General features: G+C 55.1%; 19 protein-coding genes and 1 pseudogene. 11 read left to right on the plus strand and 9 right to left on the minus strand.

Features of this window, described 5'->3' with window-relative positions; all coding sequences use genetic code 11:
* The 3 genes from KJI95_RS04130 (at position 1) to KJI95_RS04140 (ending at position 2,979) form a co-directional block, all read left to right on the plus strand.
* Complete coding sequence (locus KJI95_RS04130; protein WP_214505878.1) at positions 1-1,035, plus strand: FecCD family ABC transporter permease; 1,035 nt, start codon at positions 1-3, stop codon at positions 1,033-1,035.
* A 25-nt stretch (positions 1,036-1,060) separates the two neighbouring features.
* Positions 1,061-1,819, plus strand: a complete 759-nt coding sequence (locus KJI95_RS04135; RefSeq protein ID WP_214505879.1) for a heme ABC transporter ATP-binding protein — start codon at positions 1,061-1,063, stop codon at positions 1,817-1,819.
* A gap of 116 nt (positions 1,820-1,935) precedes the next feature.
* On the plus strand, positions 1,936-2,979 hold the full coding sequence (locus KJI95_RS04140) for a phospholipase C/P1 nuclease family protein (RefSeq protein ID WP_214505880.1): 1,044 nt from the start codon (positions 1,936-1,938) through the stop codon (positions 2,977-2,979).
* Here the strand turns inward: KJI95_RS04140 and KJI95_RS04145 are convergent.
* Positions 2,960-4,420: an NAD(P)/FAD-dependent oxidoreductase gene (locus KJI95_RS04145; protein WP_349356699.1), complete on the minus strand. Its 1,461-nt coding sequence runs from the start codon at positions 4,418-4,420 to the stop codon at positions 2,960-2,962. The two genes, KJI95_RS04140 and KJI95_RS04145, sit on opposite strands and share 20 nt — an antisense overlap.
* Positions 4,417-4,722 (minus strand): winged helix-turn-helix domain-containing protein, encoded by a 306-nt coding sequence (locus tag KJI95_RS04150; protein WP_214505881.1) that lies wholly within the window; start codon positions 4,720-4,722, stop codon positions 4,417-4,419. The genes KJI95_RS04145 and KJI95_RS04150 overlap by 4 nt, the downstream gene beginning before the upstream one ends.
* A gap of 168 nt (positions 4,723-4,890) precedes the next feature.
* Here KJI95_RS04150 and KJI95_RS04155 point away from each other — a divergent pair, with 168 nt between their 5' ends.
* The 4 genes from KJI95_RS04155 (at position 4,891) to KJI95_RS04170 (ending at position 8,634) form a co-directional block, all read left to right on the plus strand.
* Positions 4,891-5,424 (plus strand): PH domain-containing protein, encoded by a 534-nt coding sequence (locus tag KJI95_RS04155; RefSeq protein WP_250885561.1) that lies wholly within the window; start codon positions 4,891-4,893, stop codon positions 5,422-5,424.
* Positions 5,421-7,193 carry a PH domain-containing protein gene (locus KJI95_RS04160; protein WP_214505882.1) on the plus strand — a complete coding sequence of 591 codons (1,773 nt, stop codon included), beginning with the start codon at positions 5,421-5,423 and terminating at the stop codon, positions 7,191-7,193. The genes KJI95_RS04155 and KJI95_RS04160 overlap by 4 nt, the downstream gene beginning before the upstream one ends.
* Before the next feature lie 9 nt (positions 7,194-7,202).
* Positions 7,203-7,751 (plus strand): DUF924 family protein, encoded by a 549-nt coding sequence (locus KJI95_RS04165; RefSeq protein WP_214505883.1) that lies wholly within the window; start codon positions 7,203-7,205, stop codon positions 7,749-7,751.
* A 115-nt stretch (positions 7,752-7,866) separates the two neighbouring features.
* Positions 7,867-8,634 carry a substrate-binding periplasmic protein gene (locus KJI95_RS04170; protein WP_214505884.1) on the plus strand — a complete coding sequence of 256 codons (768 nt, stop codon included), beginning with the start codon at positions 7,867-7,869 and terminating at the stop codon, positions 8,632-8,634.
* Between the two features lie 28 nt (positions 8,635-8,662).
* On the opposite strand, the gene KJI95_RS04175 is transcribed toward KJI95_RS04170, so the two are convergent.
* Positions 8,663-9,166, minus strand: a complete 504-nt coding sequence (locus KJI95_RS04175) for a cystatin domain-containing protein (RefSeq protein WP_214505885.1) — start codon at positions 9,164-9,166, stop codon at positions 8,663-8,665.
* Positions 9,167-9,335: 169 nt separating this feature from the next.
* On the opposite strand from KJI95_RS04175, the gene KJI95_RS04180 reads away from it, so the two are divergent.
* The 3 genes from KJI95_RS04180 to KJI95_RS04190 all read left to right on the plus strand — a co-directional run bounded on the left by KJI95_RS04180 (position 9,336) and on the right by KJI95_RS04190 (position 14,582).
* Complete coding sequence (locus KJI95_RS04180; RefSeq protein WP_214505886.1) at positions 9,336-10,193, plus strand: DMT family transporter; 858 nt, start codon at positions 9,336-9,338, stop codon at positions 10,191-10,193.
* Positions 10,194-10,274: 81 nt separating this feature from the next.
* On the plus strand, positions 10,275-12,899 hold the full coding sequence (pepN, locus tag KJI95_RS04185) for an aminopeptidase N (protein ID WP_349356700.1): 2,625 nt from the start codon (positions 10,275-10,277) through the stop codon (positions 12,897-12,899).
* Between the two features lie 390 nt (positions 12,900-13,289).
* Positions 13,290-14,582 carry a glycerophosphodiester phosphodiesterase family protein gene (locus KJI95_RS04190; RefSeq protein WP_214505887.1) on the plus strand — a complete coding sequence of 431 codons (1,293 nt, stop codon included), beginning with the start codon at positions 13,290-13,292 and terminating at the stop codon, positions 14,580-14,582.
* Positions 14,583-14,818: 236 nt separating this feature from the next.
* Here KJI95_RS04190 and KJI95_RS04195 read toward each other — a convergent pair whose 3' ends face one another.
* Both KJI95_RS04195 and KJI95_RS04200 read right to left on the minus strand, forming a co-directional pair.
* Entirely contained in the window at positions 14,819-15,580 is a 762-nt protein-coding gene (locus KJI95_RS04195; RefSeq protein WP_214505888.1) for a type 2 periplasmic-binding domain-containing protein, read from the minus strand.
* A 400-nt stretch (positions 15,581-15,980) separates the two neighbouring features.
* The gene (locus tag KJI95_RS04200) at positions 15,981-16,970 is read right to left on the minus strand and encodes a transposase (protein ID WP_214505889.1); all 990 of its coding nucleotides are present in this window, start codon (positions 16,968-16,970) and stop codon (positions 15,981-15,983) included.
* 87 nt (positions 16,971-17,057) lie between these two features.
* On the opposite strand from KJI95_RS04200, the pseudogene KJI95_RS04205 reads away from it, so the two are divergent.
* A pseudogene (locus KJI95_RS04205) lies at positions 17,058-17,414 on the plus strand (transposase); the annotation flags it as partial.
* Between the two features lie 37 nt (positions 17,415-17,451).
* On the opposite strand, the gene KJI95_RS04210 reads toward KJI95_RS04205, so the two are convergent.
* The 4 genes from KJI95_RS04210 to KJI95_RS04225 form a co-directional block, all read right to left on the minus strand.
* Positions 17,452-18,399, minus strand: coding sequence for a hypothetical protein (locus KJI95_RS04210; RefSeq protein ID WP_214505890.1), 948 nt, complete (start codon positions 18,397-18,399; stop codon positions 17,452-17,454).
* A gap of 145 nt (positions 18,400-18,544) precedes the next feature.
* Positions 18,545-19,087, minus strand: coding sequence for an imm11 family protein (locus KJI95_RS04215; protein WP_214505891.1), 543 nt, complete (start codon positions 19,085-19,087; stop codon positions 18,545-18,547).
* Positions 19,088-19,704: 617 nt separating this feature from the next.
* Positions 19,705-20,271: a phosphoribosyltransferase gene (locus KJI95_RS04220; protein ID WP_214505892.1), complete on the minus strand. Its 567-nt coding sequence runs from the start codon at positions 20,269-20,271 to the stop codon at positions 19,705-19,707.
* Between the two features lie 216 nt (positions 20,272-20,487).
* A complete protein-coding gene (locus tag KJI95_RS04225) occupies positions 20,488-22,254 on the minus strand; it encodes an alkaline phosphatase D family protein (protein ID WP_214505893.1) in 1,767 nt (588 codons plus the stop codon).
* Between the last annotated feature and the right edge of the window lie 48 nt (positions 22,255-22,302).

Genomic DNA, 22,302 nt, shown 5'->3' on the forward strand with positions numbered 1-22,302 from the left:
ATGCAACGCGCAGTTACCTCTAAGCAGCAAAGGCTCGCTGTGCCTTGCCTTTTGCTGCTGCTGACTCTTTGCAGCCTGCTCTCTATCAGCACAGGCCCGCTCAGCATAGACCCGCTGCAGGCGCTCGGCAGTTTGCTTGATACGCTCACGCCCGCAAACCTCAGCACCCTTGCGCCCCATGAGCGACTCATCATCGAGAATGTGCGCCTGCCGCGCACCCTGCTTGCCATGGCCACAGGTGCCTTGCTGGCCATGTGCGGCGCCGTGATGCAGGGGCTGTTTCGTAATCCGCTGGCAGACCCCGGAATAATCGGCGTGTCGTCCGGCGCCGCCTTGGGCGCAGCCGTTTGTCTGGTGCTGCTACCGGCCGCGCCAACCTTTGCCGTGCCCGTCAGTGCCTTTGTGTTTGGACTTGGCACCACAGTGCTTATCTACCGTCTTGCCAGCCACAACGGCAGCACCTCGGTGCCGCTGCTGCTGCTTGCCGGAGTCGCGATTGCCGCACTCGCCGGTGCCGGCATCGGCCTTTTAAACTACATCGCCAGCGACACGGCGCTTAGGGACTTAAGCCTGTGGCAGATGGGCGCCATCGCCGGTGCCACCTGGCCCTACACCTTGCTGAGCCTCGCTGCGGCGCTGGGACTCTTTGTGCTGTTTCGCCGTGATGCCCGCTCGCTCGATGCGCTGCTGCTTGGCGAAAGTGAAGCGCGCCATTTGGGCATAGACACCCAGGGCCTGAAGCGGCGACTGGTCATACTCTGCGCCCTCGGGGTCGGTATTGCGGTGGCGGCCACCGGCATCATCGGCTTTATCGGTCTGGTGGTACCGCATCTGGTGCGGATGGTAAGCGGCGCGGCCCATCACAAGCTGCTGGTGCAAAGCGCGCTGGCAGGCGCATTGCTGCTGGCGCTGGCGGATATTCTTGCCCGAAGCCTAATCGCCCCCGCCGAAATGCCGGTAGGGCTGGTTACAGCGCTGCTTGGCGCGCCATTTTTTGTGTTTTTGCTCATTAAACAGCGGCATAAGCTGGGTTAAAGCGCTGTTACTTAAGGATGCTTTTATGCTGAAAATCACCGAACTCGGCTTTGGCATGCCGAGCCGACCAGTGCTTAGCGCCATTGATTTCACCCTTGAGCAGGGCAAGGTGTATGGCCTGCTTGGCCCCAATGGCGCCGGTAAATCCACCTTGCTTAAACTGCTGTGCCGCGAGCTTACCCCGGCCACTGGCAAGATAGAACTCGATGGGATTGCGCTTAATCTGTGGTCGCGCCAGGAGCTTGCCTGTCGGCTGGGGGTGCTGCCCCAGCATGCCAAACTCGACTTTCCGTTTCAGGTCGCCGAAGTGGTGGCCATGGGCGCCTTTCCGCTGTCACTCTCAAGCCAGGCCATTGCCGCTGAAGTCAGCCACTGCCTGGCGCAGGTGGGGCTTAATGGCTTTGAGGAGCGCGACTACGGTAAGCTCTCCGGCGGTGAGCGTCAGCGGGTGCAACTGGCGCGGGTGCTGCTGCAGCTGAGTCAAACCGACAGGGGCATTCTGCTGCTGGATGAACCCACCTCAGCGCTGGATCTCGCCCACCAGCACAGGGTACTGCAGCTTGCACGAAACCTCGCCCGCGAGCGTAATTTTATCGTAGTGGCCGTGCTGCACTGCCTCAATCTTGCTGCCGAATACTGCGATGGCATTCATATTCTCGATAATGGCAGGCTCAAACTCAGCGGCGGCCCGAAAGCGTGCCTGACGCCTGAGCAAATCAATGCGGTATGGCATTATCAGCCAAGCCGCTTTGTGGCCGACGATGGCCGAACGCTGCTGTTCTAAAGGATCGGCTTTTTTGAAAGAAATGCAGTGTTGAACGAAATCGAAATGTAATAACTATTGGCGCTGAATTAGGGGTTTAGCTAGAGTCTACCAAACACACAGAAACGGATGTCGATGTGAACCACTCTCTCTTTTCCCTGCCCCGCCGGATACATAATCGCGCTGGGCCGCTGACCTGTAATCTCTTTGCCGCGCTGTTGCCGCTGACCTTTTTAAGCTCTGCGGCGCTGGCGTATGAGCCAAACGAAGGACACCGCAAGCTGACTCAGGCCGCCTTTGAGGTGCTGGAAAAGTGCAAGATGCCGCTGAGCGCCGAGCTTAAACAGCAGGTGATGGCGGGTAACCTCGCCATGGACAAGGGCGCGGCTAAACTGCCGGATAGCCTGATGGACAGCATTCATGCCAACGCGCTTTATCCGATGAAGGTCAGAGTTCATAACTGGCATTTTTATCATCCGGATAAAACCTCGGACGCCGAGCGGCTGTCGGGCAAAACGGATATGTCGATGGCACGGCTTTGGCAGGCGGGGCAAACCGGGCTTGCCACTGCCGATAACGGCCACAAGGGTTATTACCTTGGCGCGCTGCTTCATCTAATTCAGGATGTGACTGTGCCGGCGCACACGACGCCTGTGTACCACGGCCCGAAAATTATCGCCTGGAAAGGGGAATTTGCGCCGCTTATCCGCTACCTTGGCTGGCGCCACCGCGGCTTGTTTCTTATCAGCGACCCCATAGATAAATGGCCGGTCGTCGGAGTTAAGGTCGGCGTTAAGCTCGGCGATAAGTTCGATGCGCCTTGCCCAGCCGTTATAGCTGATGTAAACGATGAAACTGCACCTTTGGCCGAGGCGTTTGACACGCTGAGAGAGACCACCTCGCGCCAGACCCTGAGCGCCCTCGATGCGCCGATTCAGGGCTGCGGTGAGCCGTGGGGGATATTCTGGCGTCAGAACATAGGCCACAGGTATTTTTCGGGCTATAACCAGGCGTTAAAACCCTTTGATAAAGAGGGGGACTTTGTCTTTAACGGCAAGCAATGTACCCCGGATTACCAGTCATTTGTGGCCGCCAGACATCAGGCGGCGGTCGATGCCAGCGTGGCCGCGCTGGCGTTATGGCTTAAGGAGTCCGGTGCCCTTAATCGGTCCGGCTCATAAAGGCTTCGAGGGCATCGGCAAGTTTGGATACCCCCGCCGTGAGTTTACTTTGGGGGCGGCTAACCAGCAGTCTTTCTTCGGCGCGATAGAGCGCACCACTGCTGCTGTAGCCAAGCCAGGGCCAGGGCTCAGACTCCCAGCGCCTTAGGATTTCAGTGATTTTTCCCTGATAGGCCCAGGGCATACCTGCAAGCTCAGAGTCGGGGTTCGCAATCAGGCTTGCCAGGGTTTCGCCAAACAGCATGCTCGCGCCAACACCTTCACCGCCATAGCCGCCGATAAAACCAAGGCCAGTGCTGCTGTCAAAAATTGCGTGGGGTCTGAATCGGCGCGACAGTGCAAGGCAGCCGCCCCAGCCATGGGTCAGTTCAACCCCTTTGAGGGCGGGGAAAAAGGCGCTGAGCAGCTCACTTCGAAGGTCAAAAATATCGCCCATGGGCGGCTCGCCTATGCGCCGTGGCTGAAAACCAAAACGGGTTTTGACTGCGCCGCCAAAGCCATAACCGCCGCGGGCACCAAACACCAGCCGCCCATCCTGACTGCGCTGGCCATAGGTGATAAGCCGTGATGCATCAGCAAAGGTCTGCCTGCCGTCAAGGCCAATGTTTTGCCACTGCGCGTCGCTTAACGGCTCGGTGGCACAAAGCACGCTGAAAACCGGCAGACTGGTGTGGCCATCAAGCCCCAAAAGGCGCTGATAACCTTCAAGCGCCGACACCAGCACAGGCGCCTTCACCGAGCCGTGGGCGGTAGTCACTTTGTGCTCGCCGGGTTTACTGCTGACAGCCATCGCGGCGCTTTGCTCAAAGAGTTCAACCCCAAGCGCCTCAACGGCGCGGGCAAGGCCCCTGACGAGTTTGAGCGGCTGCACCCGCGCGCAGTGGGGAGTAAAAATAGCGGCGCGGGTATCCGGAAGATTCAGCGCCGCGCTCGCCTCATCGGCCTCAAGCCAGCGGATGTCGGCCTCATCAAAACCAGCGGCGCGAAAATGCTCAAGCTCGGCCGTTAACCGTTTAAGCTGCTGCGGGTAGCGCGCCGCCACATGTAAATTGCCGCCATGGTGAAAGTCGCAGTCAATGCCAAGGCTCGCAAGTAAGCGCTCGCCCTTCGCCACAGTGCCGGTGATAAGCGCCTTGGCGCGGGAACGCCGCTCGCCATCCAGCATCGCCAGATAGTCTGTATCGCCGCCAAAACTGCCCATAAACCAGCCGCCATTGCGACCGGACGCGCCTTCGCCCGCCATGGCCGCTTCCAGCACCACCACCTTAAGCGACGGATTGACGCTTTTAAGAAAATACGCGCTCCACAGCCCCGAATAACCGGCGCCAAGAATACAAACGTCGGCCTCGATATCGCCCTCAAGCATGGGCCTTGGCGTCATCGCCTCGCCAAGGGTTGCCGCCCACAGGCTTTCATCCAGCCCGCCGGTTTGTGTTATCACGCCTCGCCTCCGAGAATGGCTTTGACTTCATCGAGATGGGTATCCATCCAGGCGCTGCTGATGGGCCCCCAGGTGCGAATGCGGTAGTAACCGGCGTTATGGCGCTCGCCGTCCTGCACAAACTCAACCTCAATGCCGATATCGCCAAAACTGGCAATAGCGTCCTGTAAGGTGCGCCTTGGCATGCCGGTGAGTTTGCTTAAGGACAATAAATTATGCCGCTCATCATCCATAAGATGAGCCAGATACAACTTGCGTAAAAATGCCTTGTGCTGCTTGCTGACATCTCCGGTGTGGGGCATGGCGAACTCCTGACAGATTTTTCACCAAATTACTTGAATTTGCGCCGCTTACCAAGAGGCACGCAGTTAACACCACAGCAGGATAGACATGTGGCAAGGCTATGGATTTATATAAGTTTTCACTGCTATATTGCCAAAATGCACCACAATTCGACATGGATAAACCCAATGCAGGAACAAGATCTCGACCACAGCGCCGCCTACAGGCTGCTGGAGCCGGGCCACTGGAGCGTATTTGAGCTGCCCGCACTGCAAAGGGTTGAGAAATCCTACGCCAAGATGCTGAGCATTATGGTGACAGTGCCGATAGCAGCACTCGTACTTGGCCTGTCGGTACTGCTGTGGCGCGATGGCTTGCACCAGCTGCTGTGGGGCGTGCCGGCTATCGTTTTACTCCTGTGCCTTGCCGCTGTGTATCTGTGTCGTCGCCATGTCGCGCATCTGGGGTATGGCGTCACCGAGCTTGAAATCATCAGTCAGAAAGGGATCTGGTGGCAAAGCCGTACCGCCCTTCCCTACAGCCGTATTCAGCACGTTACTCTGTCCCAGGGGCCGCTGGAGCGCCGTTTCGGATTGGCGCGAATCGAATGTTTCAGCGCCGGCAGCGGCACGGCTGAAATTGAAATTGCCGGTCTGGCCGAGGCAACCGCTGAAGCGCTGCGAAGCCATCTGCTTGGCAAAGCCGGAGCGCAGGACGCATGAGCCCCAATCAGCAGCAAAGCACAGATAACCGGCCAGTGTTGGAAATGCCAGAGGGCCAGGAGCCGCCCCACAGCGACCAATGGCAACAGCTGTCGCGCTGGTCGGTGCTGAGTTTTACCCTCTCGGCCAGTAAACAGCTGCTGATGCAGGGCTATGCCGTGGTGCCAATCGTCTACACCGGCTGGAAAAAGGGCTTTGACTCACCACTTATGCTGCTGGTGATTTCCGCCGTGCTGCTTGGGATTATCATCAATGGTCTGGTGCAGTATTTTACCTTCAGATTCAGGGCGCTGGATAACAAGCTTGAGGTGCGCCGGGGCCTTGTATTTGTCCGGCGCGACGAGCTGCCGCTGGATAAAATTCAGAATATCCGCCTCGACCAGCCGTTTTATTTCAAGCCGCTGAACCTTTGCACTCTGGTGATTGAAACCGCCGGCTCCAGCGACAGTGAAGTGAGCATTGCAGCCATGAGCCTTGAGCGGGCGCAGGAACTCAAATCCCATCTGCTTGGCGAAGGCCGCCACGCCGCTGACGCGATGCAGGGCGCAACATCAGTGGCGACCTCAGCCTCAACATCGGCTTCAACATCAGCAGCGGCCTCAGATGCCACATCCGCACAAGGCTTGGCCGAAGCATCAGCAAAAGCATCCGGCGCATCAACAAAAGCCCAAGGCGCATCAGCCAAAACATCGGAGCGCCGCGACGACATCCAGGTTATCCACCGCAGCGCCCGGGAGCTGGTGATCTTTGGCCTGTACCATAACAACCTGATTTGGCTTGCGGTATTTGCAGGCTCCCTGCTGGGGCAAATCCCGCTGCATGAAATTATCGAACGGCTCGGATTTGAGGCCGCATCCCAGTGGCAATCCAAGGGGCCGCTGCTACTTGCGATGCTGAGTCTCGCACTCATCGCAGCAGGCTACCTTGCCCTCAGTCTGCTGTCGGTGCTGTTTGCGCTGCTCAAATACTTTCCTTACGCGCTACACCTGCTGCATTCAACCGCGCAGCATCGGCCACAGAGTGAAGGCAGTGCAAAACGGCAGCCGACACTTGAGCGGCGCGGCGGCATTATCGCCCACCAGCAGGATGCAGCCGCCATGCGCCGGGTGCAGTTGGTGGCATTCAATCAGCCACCGCTGGCACGGCTGATTGGCCGCTGGACGGTATTTTTTCATCAGGTGAAAGGCAGCGAAGTTGAGCGGGTGGCCAAACTGCCCATGTTGGTGCCAGCATTGAAAGAGTCGGAGCTTGCGCCGCTTCTTGCTAAGTTGGCGGCGCTGCCGGGCGGCGATGCCTCGCTGCCGTCCATCAGCACGTTAAACCCCATTCATAAGGCCTGGTTTTACCGCAAGCTTATTCCACTGCTGGTTGTCGCCGTCGCGGCATTGATTGCACTGAGCAGCCTCGTTTCCACAAGTAGCCTGCTTTCCACAAGCAGCCTGATTGGCGAGCTTGTCCTGACCGGCGCCCTGCTCGCAAGCCTTGGCCTGTGGCTCAGGTACCGCCATTACGGCTATCAGCACAGCAACGACCTGCTGTGGCTTCGAAGCGGCCTGCTTGGTCATACGCTGGTGCGGATCCCGCTTGGCAAGGTGCAGCACGTTCGCCTGCATCAATCGCCCTGGCAGCGAAGACACAAGCTCGCCACCCTTGAGCTTGGGCTTGCCAGTGGGGTGCAGCGCCTGCCCTGGGTACCGCTTGAACATGCCAAGGCGATTGCCGACCACAGCTTACGCCTCACCCGCACCGATCGCCGCAACTGGATTTAGGAGCGCACTATGACCGACATGCACTGGCAAACTGTTATCGATTTTTGGTTTGAAGAAATCAGCCCCAAACACTGGTGGCAAAAGGATGAAGCCTTCGATAAAGCAATCCAGAGCCGTTTCGGCGACTGGCTGATTGCGGCCAAAAAAGCCGAGCTTTATCCGTGGCGTACCGAGCCCTTGGGGCGGCTTGCCGAGGTGATAGTGCTGGATCAGTTTTCCCGCAATATCCATCGAGACACCCCGGCCGCATTCGAGGCCGACCCAATGGCACTGGCGTTGGCGCAGGAGGCCGTCGCCCTAGGCATCGACACCCTGCTGCCCGCGCCCATGTTGCCCTTTTTGTACATGCCTTATATGCACAGCGAATCACAGCTTATCCACGAGCAGGCGCTGGTACTTTTCAGCCAGCCGGCGGCGAAGGGCAATCTTGAATTTGAGCTGCGCCACAAGGCAATTATCGACCGCTTTGGCCGATATCCCCATCGCAATCAAATTCTTGGAAGACAATCAAGCAGCGACGAGCTGGCCTTTTTACAGGAGCCGGGTTCATCTTTTTAACGCAATGATTTTAACGAGGAGACAAGAAGCGCGCCTGAGTGTGAGCTAAACTCAAATCAGTCTCACCACAGCCACATCCCAAGGCGCGGGTTTTCAATCTGAATCACAGGCTGCCATGACACGAAAACTACACCTTATCAATACCTTGATTGCCGCAAACCTGAGCATCTTGATACAACCTGCCGCTGCGGACACCCTGGATATAGGGGTAAGTTTTGCCATTCCGCCCTATGTCATTCAGGCCAACAGCAGCGGTCTGGAACTCGATATTCTCACCGAAGCCCTCGCCCGCAGCGGCCACCGCGCTACCATTCATTACCAGCCACTGGCGCGCACCTTCCGTGAATTACAGGACGGAAAACTGGACGGGATCATCAACACCCAGCCGCACATACTGGATGGCGTGTACTACAGCGAGGTGGTGATCCGCTTTCAGAACTGCGCCTTCAGCCTTTCCGGCCGCAAGCTTAGCATCAGCTCCATAGCCGATCTTAAAGACAAGAGCGTGGTAGCTTTTCAGCAGGCCGGACGCCTGCTCGGCGATGAGTTCAAACCCATTGCCGCACAGGAGAGTTACAGCGAAATTGCCGCCCAGCGCAACCAGGTGCATGTGCTGTTTAAAGGTCGCACCGACGTCATCATCATGGAGCGCAGTATTTTCGGCTATTACCGCAAGCAGGAAATCAATTCCGGCTTTTTTGATGCGCAGGCGCCCGTAGACGAGCACTGCATCTTCCCCCCCACAGATTACCGCTTCGCCTTCCGCTCAGAGAAAATCCGTGACGACTTCAACCGGGGTTTGCGCGACATCAGTGAAGACGGCACCCTCGATGCCATCCGCAGCAAATACCGCGACATGCTGGCCCTACCCGAAGAGCGCTGAGCTAAGCAGCAGCCAGCTTGCCTAACGCTTATTTGGGCGGGCAGAAGGGTTTAAGGTTTCCCTGTTTTGCCACCTGCTTCATGCTGTGCTGGCCTTTTAAATCCCGGTACACCACAGTGTTCCACACTTCGCCATTATCCATTTCAAATTCAATGGCGTAATTAATGCCGGCCACCACCTGGGTGCGCACTTCGCGGATACTTTTAAGCTTGGCGGCGCTGTTCATTTGCGACAGTACCGAATCGAGCGCCGCGCGGGCTTCGTCGGTTACCTCGCCCTGACGATGCCAGCCGCCCGGCAAACCTTCACCCGGAAGACAATCCATACCCACATCCTCTCTTGTTGCGCTCTGCCCCATGGTGTTGCCAGACTCGCTGGCCTCCGGCGCTGCGCTTGCTGACGGCGCTGCTGCTGACGACGCGGCGCTTGTTGACGCAGCGTTTGTCGAGGGAGCCTCGGTACAGGCGCCGAGCAGCATCGCCGCCCCCAATAATAATGCCACCTGACCTTTTGCGAATATCGCTTGCTTCATTACCAACACCTCCTTTGCTGTTTCAGCTTTTATATCAGACTATTAAATGCCAAAGCCTGAGCCGGTTCCAAAAACCGTCTTTTGGCTGACCCTTGCCGCCCCTTAACCAAACCGCTACATTGGCCCCTCACGCCTGACATCCTTTACTGTTAATCCTTAGCCACGAATCATGAACAGCCGCTTTTATTTGATGGCCGCCTGCTCCGCCATCCTGATGGGCACCATAGGCATTATCGCCCGCCTCGGCGAGCTGGATGCCGCCACCCTCACTTTTTATCGTCTCGGCCTTGGCGCCCTGGTGCTGGCGCTGTTTTTACTGCCGGGCAACGGCTGGCGTCGCCTTGGCGGCTGGCCGCACTGGGCGACTCTGGTTGCCGGTGTGCTGCTTGGCAGTTTTATTCTGTGCTTTTTAAAGGCCATCGAAACCATTCCGATGTCGATGGCCATCATGCTGGTGTATCTTGCGCCCGCCGTGGCCGCCATCGGTGCCCATCTGCTGTTTAATGAGCGGCTGACCAAAGCGTCCCTCGCGTTGGTACTGCTGGCGTTTTTCGGCTTTGCCATGCTGCAGGAGTTCCGGCTGCAAACCCAGGGCGCCGAGGCGGTTGGTCTTGGCTTTGCCATAGCCTGTCTGCTGGCCTACAGCGCCTTTATTCTGGTGAATAAAAAAATTCCGGCAACGGTCGACCCCTATGCCAAAACCCTGGTTCAGCTGATGGTTGGCGCCCTGTGCGCCCTGCCCTTTATCTGGAGTGAACCGCTGCCTGAGGGGCAAGACTGGCTGTGGCTGCTGCTGGCGGCGTTCTTCCCGGGATTTATTGCTATTTTGTTTGCGGTCAAGGCGATAGCGGCGTTGCCCGCCAAGGTGTTTGGCACCCTCGCTTATCTTGAGCCTTTGGTGGTGGTGCTGGCAGGCTTCTTTATCTTCAGCGAACCCATGTCGGCACTAAAGTGGGGCGGCTGCGCGCTTATTCTTGTCAGCGGCATAGCTCAGGCGCATCTGGCGCGATCTCAGTCGGGCTCCTGACTGGCATTGCGCTCGTCCATAGGGTAATTTAGGCGCCAAAAATACAAGCCGCTCAGGCGGCAATTTGAAGGAAGCAGTTACGTGAAGTTTTCAAGCCATGTCCTGGTGGCCGTCGCCGCGCTCACCCTGGCCTCGTGCGCCAGCACAGGCCGGCATAATCCGCTGATGCGCGATGGCACCGCCTATATCAGCGCCACCCAGGCCGAGCATCGCTCCGAGCGGGTCAGCAACGTCAGCTACGAGCTGGATTTTAACCTTACCGGCGAGCGCGAATTCAGCGCCACCAGCATAGTGACCTTTGATTTATCCGACGCAGGCTCAGCGCTGACGCTGGATTTGAATCAGGCACGGGTCACCAATCTGGTGATCAACGGCACCAAGGTGTACCCCAACTACAATGGCAGTTACCTCACCCTTAACGCCAAACTGCTCTCCAGCGGCAGCAACCGGGTGGAAGTGAGCTTTGTTCGGGCCCACAGCACCAATGGCGAAGGCCTGCACCGCTTTGAAGATCCGGTCGATGGCCGTATCTATCTGTATTCCCATTTCGAACCCGCCGCCGCCCAGCAGATGTTTGCGGTGTTCGACCAGCCCGATCTGAAGGCAAGTTACAAACTCAAGGTCAAAGCACCGGCCGAATGGCAGGTGGTGAGCACCATGCGCGAGAGCAATGTCAGCCCCGAGGGCCTGTTTAAGGTGTGGGACTTCCCCGAAACCCCGAAACTGAGCCCGTACAACTTCTCGCTCCATGCCGGCCCCTACAAGGTATGGCAGGACAGCCGCGCCAAGTATCCGATGCGCCTTTTTGCCCGCCAGTCGATTGCCGACAAGGTTAACCCTGAAGACTGGTTTAACTATACATCTCAGGGCCTTACCTACTTCGAGCGCTACTTCGGCATTCCCTATCCCTTTAAAAAGTACGATCAGCTGCTGGTGCCTGACTTCCTGTATGGCGCGATGGAAAACGCCGCCGCCATTACCTTCTCCGAGTCCGGTTTTGTCAGCAGTGGCGAGATGAGCCTGCCGCAAAAGCAGTCCCTCGCCGGCGTTATCATGCACGAAATGGCGCACCAGTGGTTTGGCGATCTGGTCACCATGAAGTGGTGGAATGGCCTGTGGCTGAACGAGAGTTTCGCATCCTTGATGGGCACCATGGCACTGGCTGAAATTCCCGAGTTTGCCCATGCCTGGCAAAGCTTTTTTGCCAGCGGCAAGCAGCGCGCCTACACGCTGGACAGCCTGGTGACCACCCACCCGATTGAGGTGCCGGTGCCAACCTCAGGCAACGCCTTTGATAACATTGACGCCATCACCTATCAAAAGGGTGCCGCAAGCCTGCGTCAGCTGAGCTACCTGCTCGGGCCTGAAATTTTCCGCCGCGGCGTGTCCAACTACCTGACACAGTTCAGCTATCAAAACGCGACCCTGGATGACTTTATCGGCAGCCTGGGTAAGGCAGCCGGCAAAGATTTGTCGGGTTGGACCAAAGACTGGCTGTATCAACCGGGCGTAAACAGCATCGAAGCCGATTACCTCTGTGAAGGCGGCATCATCACCCGCTTTGCCCTGCTGCAAAGTGCGCCGGTGGAATACCCGACCCTGCGCGAGCAAAAAGTGCGGGTGGCACTGTTTGATGGCAGCAGCCATGGCCTGCACCGTGACAGAGTGGTAGATGTGACCTTTAAAGGTTCGCGCACCGAAGTGCCTGAGCTGGTTGGCCGCGACTGCCCCAAACTGGTGTACCCCAACTTCCAGGACTGGGGTTATGTAAAGGTAAACCTCGATCAGCGCTCGTTTGAAACCGCCCGCAGCCTGTTAAGCCAAGCCGACGATACCCTGCTGCGTGCCATGCTGTGGCAAAGCCTGTGGGACAGCGTGATTGACGGCAAACTGCCGCTGCAGGACTTTGTGGCCACCGCGCTTATCAACGCGCCGCTGGAAAACGATCTGCAGATCAGCGAGCAAATCATCGGCAAGCTTAAAACCAGCGCCTACTACCTGCACAGCAGCGATAAACGCAAAGGCAGCTTCGCCGAAAAGGGCCTGCGCGCCCTGTCGCAAATGAGCCTGCGCCGCGCCATGGAAAGCCGTGGCAACAAAGAATTGCAGGGACTGTGGCTCGATGCCTACATTGATTTGGCCTATGGCGGCGATGCCATAGAACACCTCAATGCGCTGCTTGATGGCGAAACCAAGGTGCGCGGCGTGGACGTGGATCAGGACAGACGCTGGGACATTATCGCCCGCCTCAACCGCCTCGATGCCCTCGGCGCCGAGCGCCGCATCCGTGATGAGCTTGAAAAAGACAGCGGCGACAGTGGCCAGAAAGCGGCTATCCGCGCCAAACTGCAGCGCCCCGATGGCAATATCAAGCGCCAGTGGCTCGCCAAAATCGGCGCCGCCAGCGAGCCTTTCCCCAAGCTTAGAGTCGCCATGGATAACCTGTATCAGCCCGAGCAAGGCGCGCTTGCCCGCGCCAGCACAGACGATCGTCTCGGTATGCTGCTCGCCCTCGATGGCCGAGGCCCGGTGTATTCCCGCGCCGCCGCAGCCATTATTCCCGGCAACTGCACCCAGGATGACATCGACAGCCTGACCCGCTACATCGATTCAGACCCCAAACTCTCAAGCGGTATGAAGCGCGCCGTGCTCGAAGCCCGCCAGTTGCAAGAGCGCTGCGTACGCATAGTCTCCCGCCTGCCGTGAGCCCGCCAGCGCTAAACAGATTCGAGAACAAGGCGTAATAGAAAGCAAAGCGCCCAAAAAAGCCCCTCAACGGGGCTTTTTTATTGGCCGCGATTGACCCGCCCCTAAACCATCAAAGGCGCTCGAAAGCGAGGAAAGCGAGGACAGCCATAACAAATTCGTAGCCAAAGCCCGAAAGCGAGGACAGCCATAACAAATTCTTAGCCAAAGCGCCGACGAAAGCGAGGACAGCCAGAACAACTCAGCAGCCAAAACGCTGGCAAATGCCAGACCATTCGCCGGGTGTGCCTTCGTCATCTTAGTGTCACGGGCTTGTCACTTGCAGGTAGCGCCCCTGTCACCTTGACCGGTTACTGTGTTGCCGTCTTAACTCATCCAAGGTAATTCAATATGTTGACTCGCAGTTCCTTTCCTTCGGCGGCTGCCCTGCTGCTCATGCTTCCAATCGCGCTGCTCAGCGGCTGTAACGACAGTAACGACAAGCCCACCGAAGAAGCCGTTACACCAAAGCCGCCGGTGGCCAAGGCCAGCGCTGAAGTAGGCGTGCGCCCCGCGCATCTGATATCACAAATGAGTGATGGACCGGTTAAATCCAAACTTCAGTCCTGCGCCGGCATGCGCTTTTATCGCAGCGACTTTTCGATTGGCCATCGCGGCGCCGCGATGCAGTTTCCCGAGCATACCCGCGAGTCTTATCAGGCCGCCATCGACTCAGGCGCAGGGGTTGTGGAATGCGACGTGACCTTCACCGCCGATAAGGAGTTGGTGTGCCGCCACTCCCAGTGCGATCTGCACACCACCACCAATATCCTCGCCGTGCCTGAGCTTGCCGCCAAGTGCAGCAAGCCATTCACCCCCTATGATGCAGCCACCGGCACTCCGGCGTCGGCCGAGTGCTGCACCAGTGATATTAGTCTTGAGGAGTTTATGAGCCTGAAAGGCAAGATGGATGGCGCCAATCCAAAGGCCACCACGGTGAACGAGTACCTTGCCGGTACCCCGAGCTGGCGTACCGAGTTGTACTCTGCCACCGGCACCCTGATGACCCATGCCCAATCGATTGAAATGTTCAAAGCCGCCGGGGTGAAGATGACCCCAGAGCTGAAAGCGCCCTCGGTTGCCATGCCCTTTGATGGCATGAGCCAGCAGGACTATGCCGACAAACTGGTGGCCGAATACCAGGCGGCGGGCGTAAGCGCGGAAAATGTCTATCCCCAGTCTTTTAATCTTGAGGACGTAAAACACTGGATTGCCAGCGCGCCGGAGTTTGGCAAGCAGGCCGTGTATCTTGATGAGCGCGATACGACCTTGCCGGGCTTTGACCCGATGAATGCAGCGAGCTGGCAACCCACCATGGCGGAGCTGAAAGCCAGCGGCGTGCAAATCATTGCACCGCCGCTGTGGATGCTGGTGACGGTCGGCGGTGATGGCAAGATAGTGCCATCAACCTATGCCACCGAGGCGCGCGCCGCCGGCCTGGATATCATCACCTGGACCCTTGAGCGCTCGGGCCACTTAAGCGCTGGCGGCGGCTGGTACTATCAAAGCATCAAGGATGTGACCAGCAACGAAGGCGTGGTATATGAGCTTTTGGACGTGCTCGCCAAAGACATAGGCGTGATTGGCGTGTTTTCCGACTGGCCCGCAACTGTGACCTACTACGCCAACTGCAACGGCCTGTAACGACGCTTTATCCATTGCTCAGGCAACGTATGCAACGCATCAGCACCAGGAGAAATACAAAAGCCGGGCTTAACCCGGCTTTGATGCGCGCGGTTTTAATGCGCGCTGCTTTTCGCATGATTGTTTGCAGGATTGCAGGGGCCGCTGACACGACAGCGCGCTTTTTTAACTCAGGTCAAAGGCAAAACTAAACCAATGGCCAATGTGCAAGGGAAAGGGCAAAGCAAAAGCCTAAGCTAAGGCTTGGAGGATTGGACACGGCTTGCCTGTGCCATCGCCTGCAGCCGATATACCTCAATTAGCCCCTCGTCTGCCATGCTGCGCAGCACAGCCTCTAGCGGTTTGGCAAGGTCTGCATTTTTGGGATGCAGCACAGGGTAACCATCCACCTTTTCAAGCACTCCCGCCACTTTAACCTGCCCTTCGGGAAAGGCGCCCGACGCCAGTAACGAGAGCACATCCACTTCGGCATCCACATACACATCGGTGCGACCGGCAAGCAGCTTGCGGATCCCGGTTTCCCAATCATTGGCGATGGATAGGTTTTCCGGCTTGATAATCGCAACCAAACGGGACTCAGCCAACGCCGCGCCGCGCCGATACTCGACTTTGAGGTTATCGGCAGTAAGGTCTTCCCACCGCTGCAGCTTCAAGCCCTCTTTTACGCTGAACGCGGTAAAATTGGTCCAGGCAACGGCCACCGGCACCAGAATAAGACTGGGATTTCGCTCGATAAATTGCTCAGAGCGTGCAAGGTCGCCATCCACCTCGCCCTGACTTAACAGCAACTCACCGCGCTTATCCGGAAAGGTTTCCACCTGATATTGACGCCCAAGCCGCCTGAAGGCCTCGTCATACACCAACTTAAGCCACAGGTATCCGGCATTTGTGTCATTGCGGGCGCTGATAAAAATCAGCGGTTTATTCTCACCCATGGCAGATGAGCACAGACATGCAAGCAGTAAGATAATGCCGTAAAAACTGTGGTTCCTTGCCACCGCCAACTCCTTGAAACCATCGCCAGTGACTGCATTTTCTTAAGTAATACACCAAGATGCAGCGCCAAGAGTCAGTATAGAACGCCCCGGCAACGGCGGGCAGCAAAGTTGAAAAATGGCAACTATGGATTGAAAAGGCCTCGAGAGAAAAGCGCTCTGGCGGGAAACCATACCGCTGCAAGGCTGTGCGGCTGTGCGGCTGTGCAAAGGTAATGGGACATCCTTAAGATTCGTTAGATCGAAACGCATGAAGCGTGTCTCCATTGCGACACTGACTAGCGTTGTGGTTCTTCGGTATCTGCGCTCGGAAAAATTGGAAACCACAGCAAAGCGTGATTTACAGACATGCCGACATCAGGCTTAGGCCTGTTTGAGTTAACCTTCGAGTGCCTGATGGGTGTTAATTAGGATGTATCGCTTCGCTTTGCTGCTTACCTCGGCACCACTTGCCGCCGCATTTGGCTTTCATGGCGCACATGGCATCCCACCGGCCGCTGATGCCACTGTATTGGCGACGAAATTCTTTCGCTGAGGTTATCCAGGCATCATCAGCGATGCCGAGTTCTTGCAAAAGCTTTGGTCTGGTAGAGGCAATAAAGCCGCGTTTGTCGTTACGCACTGCTCGGCCGGTCCAGTCAATAAGTTCCAGATAATCAGCAAAATGAAAGGGGATGCCGGATTGCTCGGCGTTAATGGCAGCGCCATCGAATGGGAGTAACGGCTTAAGCGAGGCTGTTAGTGGCGCAGGCTCTTCAAGGTCAGCTATTCGTTCCTGAATAGATGTGTAATCAGATGCTTGCAGCGAGTCAGCAATGCCTGCCCGAATGGGGTTTAAATCTACGTACATCATGCAGGCGAGCAGCGCCTGCTCATCTAAAAGCGCCTGAGATTTAAATCGCCCTTCCCAAAATACGCCCTTGCAGCCATCTTCCCGATTGGCTTTGCGGGCAATTTCTTCGTTTAAGCACCTCATAAACCAGCTGATACTGCCAAGCCGCTCCTGCCAGTCACTAATTAGCCTATCCACCAAGATACGCTCACCCTCTGACAGGCTTTCGCCCTTGAGGAATTTTGCCGCAACGGGATTGCCACAAAAGAGCCGTGTCCAGCGGTCTATTACTTCAAATGGCGACAGCGCCTTTTGAGCGACAAGGTCAATTTTCAGCACCAAATGATAGTGATTCGACATCACCGCATAGGCGCAGACATCAATACAAAATATCGACGACAACTGCCTGATTTTATCAACTATCCAGCCACGGCGATGCTCATAGCTACGGCCTGATAGCGCATCCTCGCCACACAAAAACGCCCGTCTGACACAGCGATTAATCACGTGGTAGAAGGGCGTGCTCTCGGCATCAATCAATTGGCGACGAGCGGTAGTCATGGCGAGCCTCAAAAGGTTCAAAGGAGGTTCTTCAAAGCCTAGTCGAGGGGCGGCGAAACCTCAAAAAGCTATGGCTGTCCTCTAAAATTAGGCAAGGTACTGGCATACACCTTACTCAGCGACTTACCCGAGCTTGGCAAACTTAACCGCAAAGAAATCGCTGCACTGGCAGGCGTTGCCCCCATGAGCCGCGAGAGCGGCAGTTACACAGGCAAACGACGTATTCGCGGCGGCCGAGCCAAAGTGCGAACGGTGATGTTTATGGCCATGATGTCAGCCATCCAGTGCAACCCTGTTTTCAAACGCTACTACGAACATTTAAAAGCTCAGGGGAAGCTTCCAAAAGTGGCGTTGATTGCCTGTATGCGAAAGCTCTTGGTCACACTCAACACCATGATGAAAAATGGGACTCGCTGGGGCGAAAAATCACCTGAAATGGCGTAATAAATATTGACGGAATGCCACAGTCACTTGTTAGGCCTTATTGATAATCCCAAAACTTATAGTTTAATGATTTTTCAAGTAACTCTATTTTATTTTGTATCTGAGCTGTACCAGAGTCGGTAATCACACCTTTTTTATGCATTTTAGATACATTTTCTTTAACTTTTTTTCGTTCGCTAAATCGTTGCCGGTTTAGCTCTATGCCTTGTGTAAAGCTCTTAGCGATGAACTTTAAGACCCCTTCATATTCTATACAGAACTCTACGTAAGGCTTAACGGAATCTGTTACGTCTAGCCACTGACTATTTTGATCGGCGATTTTATCGAAATCACATGGCTTTATAATAGTATTATTTGGAATCCCAGTATTTTTAATTTTGCTATCAAGATAAACTTTACGTGCTAATTCGGAACAGTATGAGAATTTCTTTGCCGGTTTCTTTTTTGGCAAAATTATATATGGTTGCTCAATATAATAAGCGCATGTCTTGCTGAGCACCTCACTGTCTTTCTCTTGTAGTCCTTTAAATCGAATAATCCGCCAACCTTCTTGAACATCATTCAAAACTTCAGGTATTAATTTAAGAGAAACACCGATATTGGGCATTGCATCTATACATATAAAGTCGGCTAGAACGATTACAACATGACTAGATCGAGCTTTTGAGTAAACCGTTTTTTGTAATTTCGCCAATACCTTTGAGGAGTTTGAAGTACCAGTTACAAGAATAATATCTCCTGTTTTCAGTTCATCCTTAAAATTCTGAAGCTTTTCAGTAAAATCATTTTCTTCGCCTCGAGTTAACTTGCGATATATTGGTAAGTGCTCTTTCTTGATACCTGCATTTGTTCCCAGCATATCTAGTAGTTCATCAGGCATGCTTTTAAATTGTTCGATAACTTTGGCACCAGAACCTTCCGTGCCCATAGTTTGAAACACATTGGCAGTAGCTTGCATTCTTATTTGATGCTTTAAGTCTTCCACTGAAATTTTCCTTGTCCGCCTATGCTAGAGTAACCGAGGCCTAACGCCTCAAACACCGGCTTGGTGAAGTTGGCGGCTTTTTTGGAACAAAAAAGGTGACAGCTTTACCAAGTCCGTGTGCTTTGACTTGTTACATTTTGACTGGCTATACGCTCTTAAACTGCGCACCCAAAACCCCTGCTGATTCTAAGTTTTGTTTTACTTGAGTACTTACAACAATAGCAATGCTAAAGCCCTTAACTCTAAAAATATTGAAACCTGAACATTTCTCAGGATTGACCACCATTTTGAAGAAGCCTCGATACTCGCCAGCTTTCTCGGGACGAACAGGATCATTTACCTCGAACTTTTGAAATTCTGATTCTTCTTCGTTAATGCACTCAAGCTCTTTCGGCAGAGCCATGATATAGAACTCACTGTCAGTTTTTTTACCAATAATATTTGCTTTAGCAAATTCAATATCATCAACGCCAGAAAGAGCCTCTTTGAATTTCTTACTTACAACGCTTACGCCATATGCCTCGTTACACGTGTAATCCATTTCGAAGCCGTCACGACATACCTCAATTTCATACTCTCTTTCAGGATCTAGGCTATGCGCTAATTCCCAGTTGTCTGCAAAAGCAACATCTCCCAAGTACCATCTATTGGGAAAATTAATATCATCAGCTAACTCGTAATACTTCAATCTCTCAGATTCCTGACTGAAATGTAACAGTTGTATAACGAGCCGGCTCATTTATCACCTCAGACCAGTGAAAGGCGTGCCGACTAATATTCAATATAATTAATCACTTAGTCCGTTTCGTCCAGATAACTTGCCACAGTAAAGCGTGCCGGCTCGTTTTCCATCTCAGACCAGTGAAAAACGCACCAACTAATATTAAATAAAATTAAAAACTTATCTTGCCTTGTCCAGATAACTTGCCGCAGCAAAGCGTGCCAGCACGGTTTCTCGCCTGTTATATCCCTTGCTGACTGATGCAAGGATCTGTTTTTAAAAGGCTATACCGTTAAACAAAGAAGCAAAGCGTACCAATCGAGCATGATCTTTGCGCATTGCTACTAAGCGTGGGCATGGCTACCGCACGGGCTGGAGTGTGATTCTGCGTCCCTGATAAGTGCTTTGATCCATCAAATCAGCATCTTGGCATAAGGTTCACTGGCTGGGCAAGCGTAGAAATTGAACTGCGCTTATGAGCAAATTGCCGCCCACAAAAAAGCCGTGTCTGTTGGATAAACAGTAACACGGCTTTTTGTTACCTGTGCTTGATGGCTGGCAGGCTTAGCGCATAACTCCAAGCGTTAGATAAACAGCTCGGCGATATTTTTCAAATCACTCTTGCCGTTGGCGATTTCATCCGGCGTCAGGCCAGACACTTCGTGGGGGAATACCAGCCAGTCTTCGGAAGCGTGAATATAGTAGTCAGGCTTTAACGGCACAGCGGTGTTTTTTGGCTTGTAGTATGGGCAGGCAATGCGGATATCGCGCGGCATGTTAAGGCGCATCAGCTGCGACAGTTTTTCTTTCAGCGCGTGAATGCTGCGGCCTGAATCGAACACGTCATCTACAATCAGCAGGCTGTCGTCGGCGTTACAGTTTTCGATGATGTAATGCAGGCCGTGAACCTTGATTTCTTTGCTTTGCTTGTCGGTGCCGATACCGTAGTAGGAGGAGGTGCGTACTGCGATGTGGTCGGTATCAACCTTTTTAAAATCAAAGTATTCCTGCACTGCGATACCGATTGGCGCGCCGCCGCGCCAAATGCCGACGATAAACTGTGGCCGAAAACCGCTGTCGTAAACCTGGGCGGCGAGGCGGAAGGAGTCTTCCAGCAGCTGCTGGGCGGTAATGTAATACTTATCAGACATGATCTTTAACCCCATCATAGTTATTGTGTTTTTATATCCGGCCTTACCGGAAGGATGCACAGACAGGGCCCAAACCCGCCTTACTGCATGATTTGGGCGCGCATTTTACACAAATTTTTGCGCCTTGACTGCTGCAAGCATAACAAGGCAGAGAATTTCCTCCAGCCACAACGAAAAAATCCACCCGCAGGTGGATTTTTCAGCTTAACAACTTACTCAGGCGACCGGTTCAATCACATGGGCACCTGCCGCGGTGCGGGCGCTGTAGCGCCGCTCTGTGGCCTCGGTGAAGTCTTTATCGAGTATGGTGGACACAAAGTGCCAGTCGCTGCGCACCTCAGCCTCGGTGAAGGTGAGCACCATAAAGCCACGGTCTTTGAGGTTGGCATACTTCAAATCTTCCACCAGCCCCACGACTGCGGCTTCGGTGGCCGGAATTTGCTCGGGCGGCAACTGCAGGTAGTACTCAAGCCCGGGGGATGACACAGAACTGGTGGCAAACTCCACCCCAACCTGATTGCCATTGACGTCGCGAAGCTCGTTGGCCCAGGCATTGTGGGTGTCACCGGCAATGACCACCAGATTGGCGTTGACCGATCTGGCTGTCCCCAGAATCACTTCCCGCTCATAGGCGTAGCCGTCCCAGGCATCGAGGTTATAGGGAATGGCCGGCAGCTTCAGCAGCGCTATCACCTCGGGGGTCAGCTTGTGCTGATTTGCGCCAAGGTACATGAGCTCCTGTTGGGTAAGAGTCGGATCGCCGGCCTGAGCGCGGGCCGCGAGCTGCGCCAATGCGGCCAGTTCGGCAAATTGCGGAATAGACAACTGCTGGGTGGCAATCGCGGCAGGCAGCATCATCTTGCCCATCAGAACCTGCTGCCCCAGCACCTGCCAGCGGGCAGTGTTGGTGAGTAGCTTGCTTTGCAGCCACAGCAGCTGCAGCGCGCCCAGCATGGTGCGGCTGGTGCTGGTCACATCGGCCATAAAGCTGGTGCCATCAAAGGCGCCGGTGGCCGGGTCGAGGTAGGTTTCAAATTGCAGCTGCTCGTCGCGGCCAAGCAAGCGGGTGTCGAGCATGTGCAAATCGACCAGATCGCCAAAGGCGAAACTACGGTAAATCTCTTCATGGTTGCCTTCGCGCCATGGGCGAATGGGCAGCCATTCAAAGTAGGCCTGCAGCGCGGCTTCTTTACGGGCGCCGTAATCGCCCTCGCCTTCGTTGTGGTTTTCAGCGCCGTCACGCCAGGCATCATTGCACACTTCGTGGTCGTCCCACACTGTGATAAAGGGCACGGCAGCATGCAGTTTCTGCAAACTGGCATCGCCCTTGTACTGGGCATAGCGGCTGCGATAGTCGCCAAGGCTTACAAGTTCGTGGGCGGGCAGCACTTCGCGGCCAAGGGCAGCGGCATTTTCACTGGCGTAACCGCCGCGTGGATATTCGTAGATGTAGTCGCCAAGGTGCACCACGGCATCCAGCCCCTGATAGTTGGCGGCCAGTTCATACACGTTAAAGTAACCGGCGGGGAAGTTGGCGCAGCTCATCACCGCGAGCTTAACCTCCGACACAGCCCCCTCGGGCAGAGTACGGGTTTTGCCGACGGGCGATGTCTTGTCGCCGCTCATAAAGCGGTAGTAGTAGGTACTGCCGGCGGTAAGGCCCATGGCATCGACCTTGACTGTGTAATCGCGGTCTTTGTTGGTCACCATACTGCCATCGGTCACCAGCTCGTTGAACTCGGCGTCTTTGGCCACCTGCCAGGACACAGTCACCTCGCCATCGCGCTCCGGCGTGACTCGGGTCCAGAGTATGACCGCATCATGGGCGGGATCGCCACTTGCAACGCCGTGGGCAAAGGTGACTGCCAGCGCGGGTTCATCCTTGCTGTCTGAGCAGCCCATCAAGCCATAGGAGAGCACCGCAGCGCCCACCCCTTTGGCCGACATGGCCAGAAAATCGCGACGTGAATAAGACCGTTTCATTATTATTATTCCTTTGGTTGTAAGCTATTGAAGTGGTATGAGGTCTAA

Origin of the sequence: Shewanella jiangmenensis, assembly GCF_018596335.1 — a bacterium.
GTDB lineage: Bacteria > Pseudomonadota > Gammaproteobacteria > Enterobacterales > Shewanellaceae > Shewanella > Shewanella jiangmenensis.

Excerpts from the sequence above, each read along its gene's own strand:
- KJI95_RS04130 (WP_214505878.1), top strand. The coding sequence starts at position 1 with ATGCAACGCGCAGTTACCTCTAAGCAGCAAAGGCTCGCTGTGCCTTGC.
- KJI95_RS04135 (WP_214505879.1), top strand. The coding sequence starts at position 1,061 with ATGCTGAAAATCACCGAACTCGGCTTTGGCATGCCGAGCCGACCAGTG.
- KJI95_RS04150 (WP_214505881.1), bottom strand. The coding sequence starts at position 4,722 with ATGCCCCACACCGGAGATGTCAGCAAGCAGCACAAGGCATTTTTACGC.
- KJI95_RS04155 (WP_250885561.1), top strand. The coding sequence starts at position 4,891 with ATGCAGGAACAAGATCTCGACCACAGCGCCGCCTACAGGCTGCTGGAG.
- KJI95_RS04160 (WP_214505882.1), top strand. The coding sequence starts at position 5,421 with ATGAGCCCCAATCAGCAGCAAAGCACAGATAACCGGCCAGTGTTGGAA.
- KJI95_RS04165 (WP_214505883.1), top strand. The coding sequence starts at position 7,203 with ATGACCGACATGCACTGGCAAACTGTTATCGATTTTTGGTTTGAAGAA.
- KJI95_RS04170 (WP_214505884.1), top strand. The coding sequence starts at position 7,867 with ATGACACGAAAACTACACCTTATCAATACCTTGATTGCCGCAAACCTG.
- KJI95_RS04175 (WP_214505885.1), bottom strand. The coding sequence starts at position 9,166 with ATGAAGCAAGCGATATTCGCAAAAGGTCAGGTGGCATTATTATTGGGG.
- KJI95_RS04180 (WP_214505886.1), top strand. The coding sequence starts at position 9,336 with ATGAACAGCCGCTTTTATTTGATGGCCGCCTGCTCCGCCATCCTGATG.
- KJI95_RS04190 (WP_214505887.1), top strand. The coding sequence starts at position 13,290 with ATGTTGACTCGCAGTTCCTTTCCTTCGGCGGCTGCCCTGCTGCTCATG.
- KJI95_RS04200 (WP_214505889.1), bottom strand. The coding sequence starts at position 16,970 with ATGACTACCGCTCGTCGCCAATTGATTGATGCCGAGAGCACGCCCTTC.
- KJI95_RS04220 (WP_214505892.1), bottom strand. The coding sequence starts at position 20,271 with ATGTCTGATAAGTATTACATTACCGCCCAGCAGCTGCTGGAAGACTCC.
- KJI95_RS04225 (WP_214505893.1), bottom strand. The coding sequence starts at position 22,254 with ATGAAACGGTCTTATTCACGTCGCGATTTTCTGGCCATGTCGGCCAAA.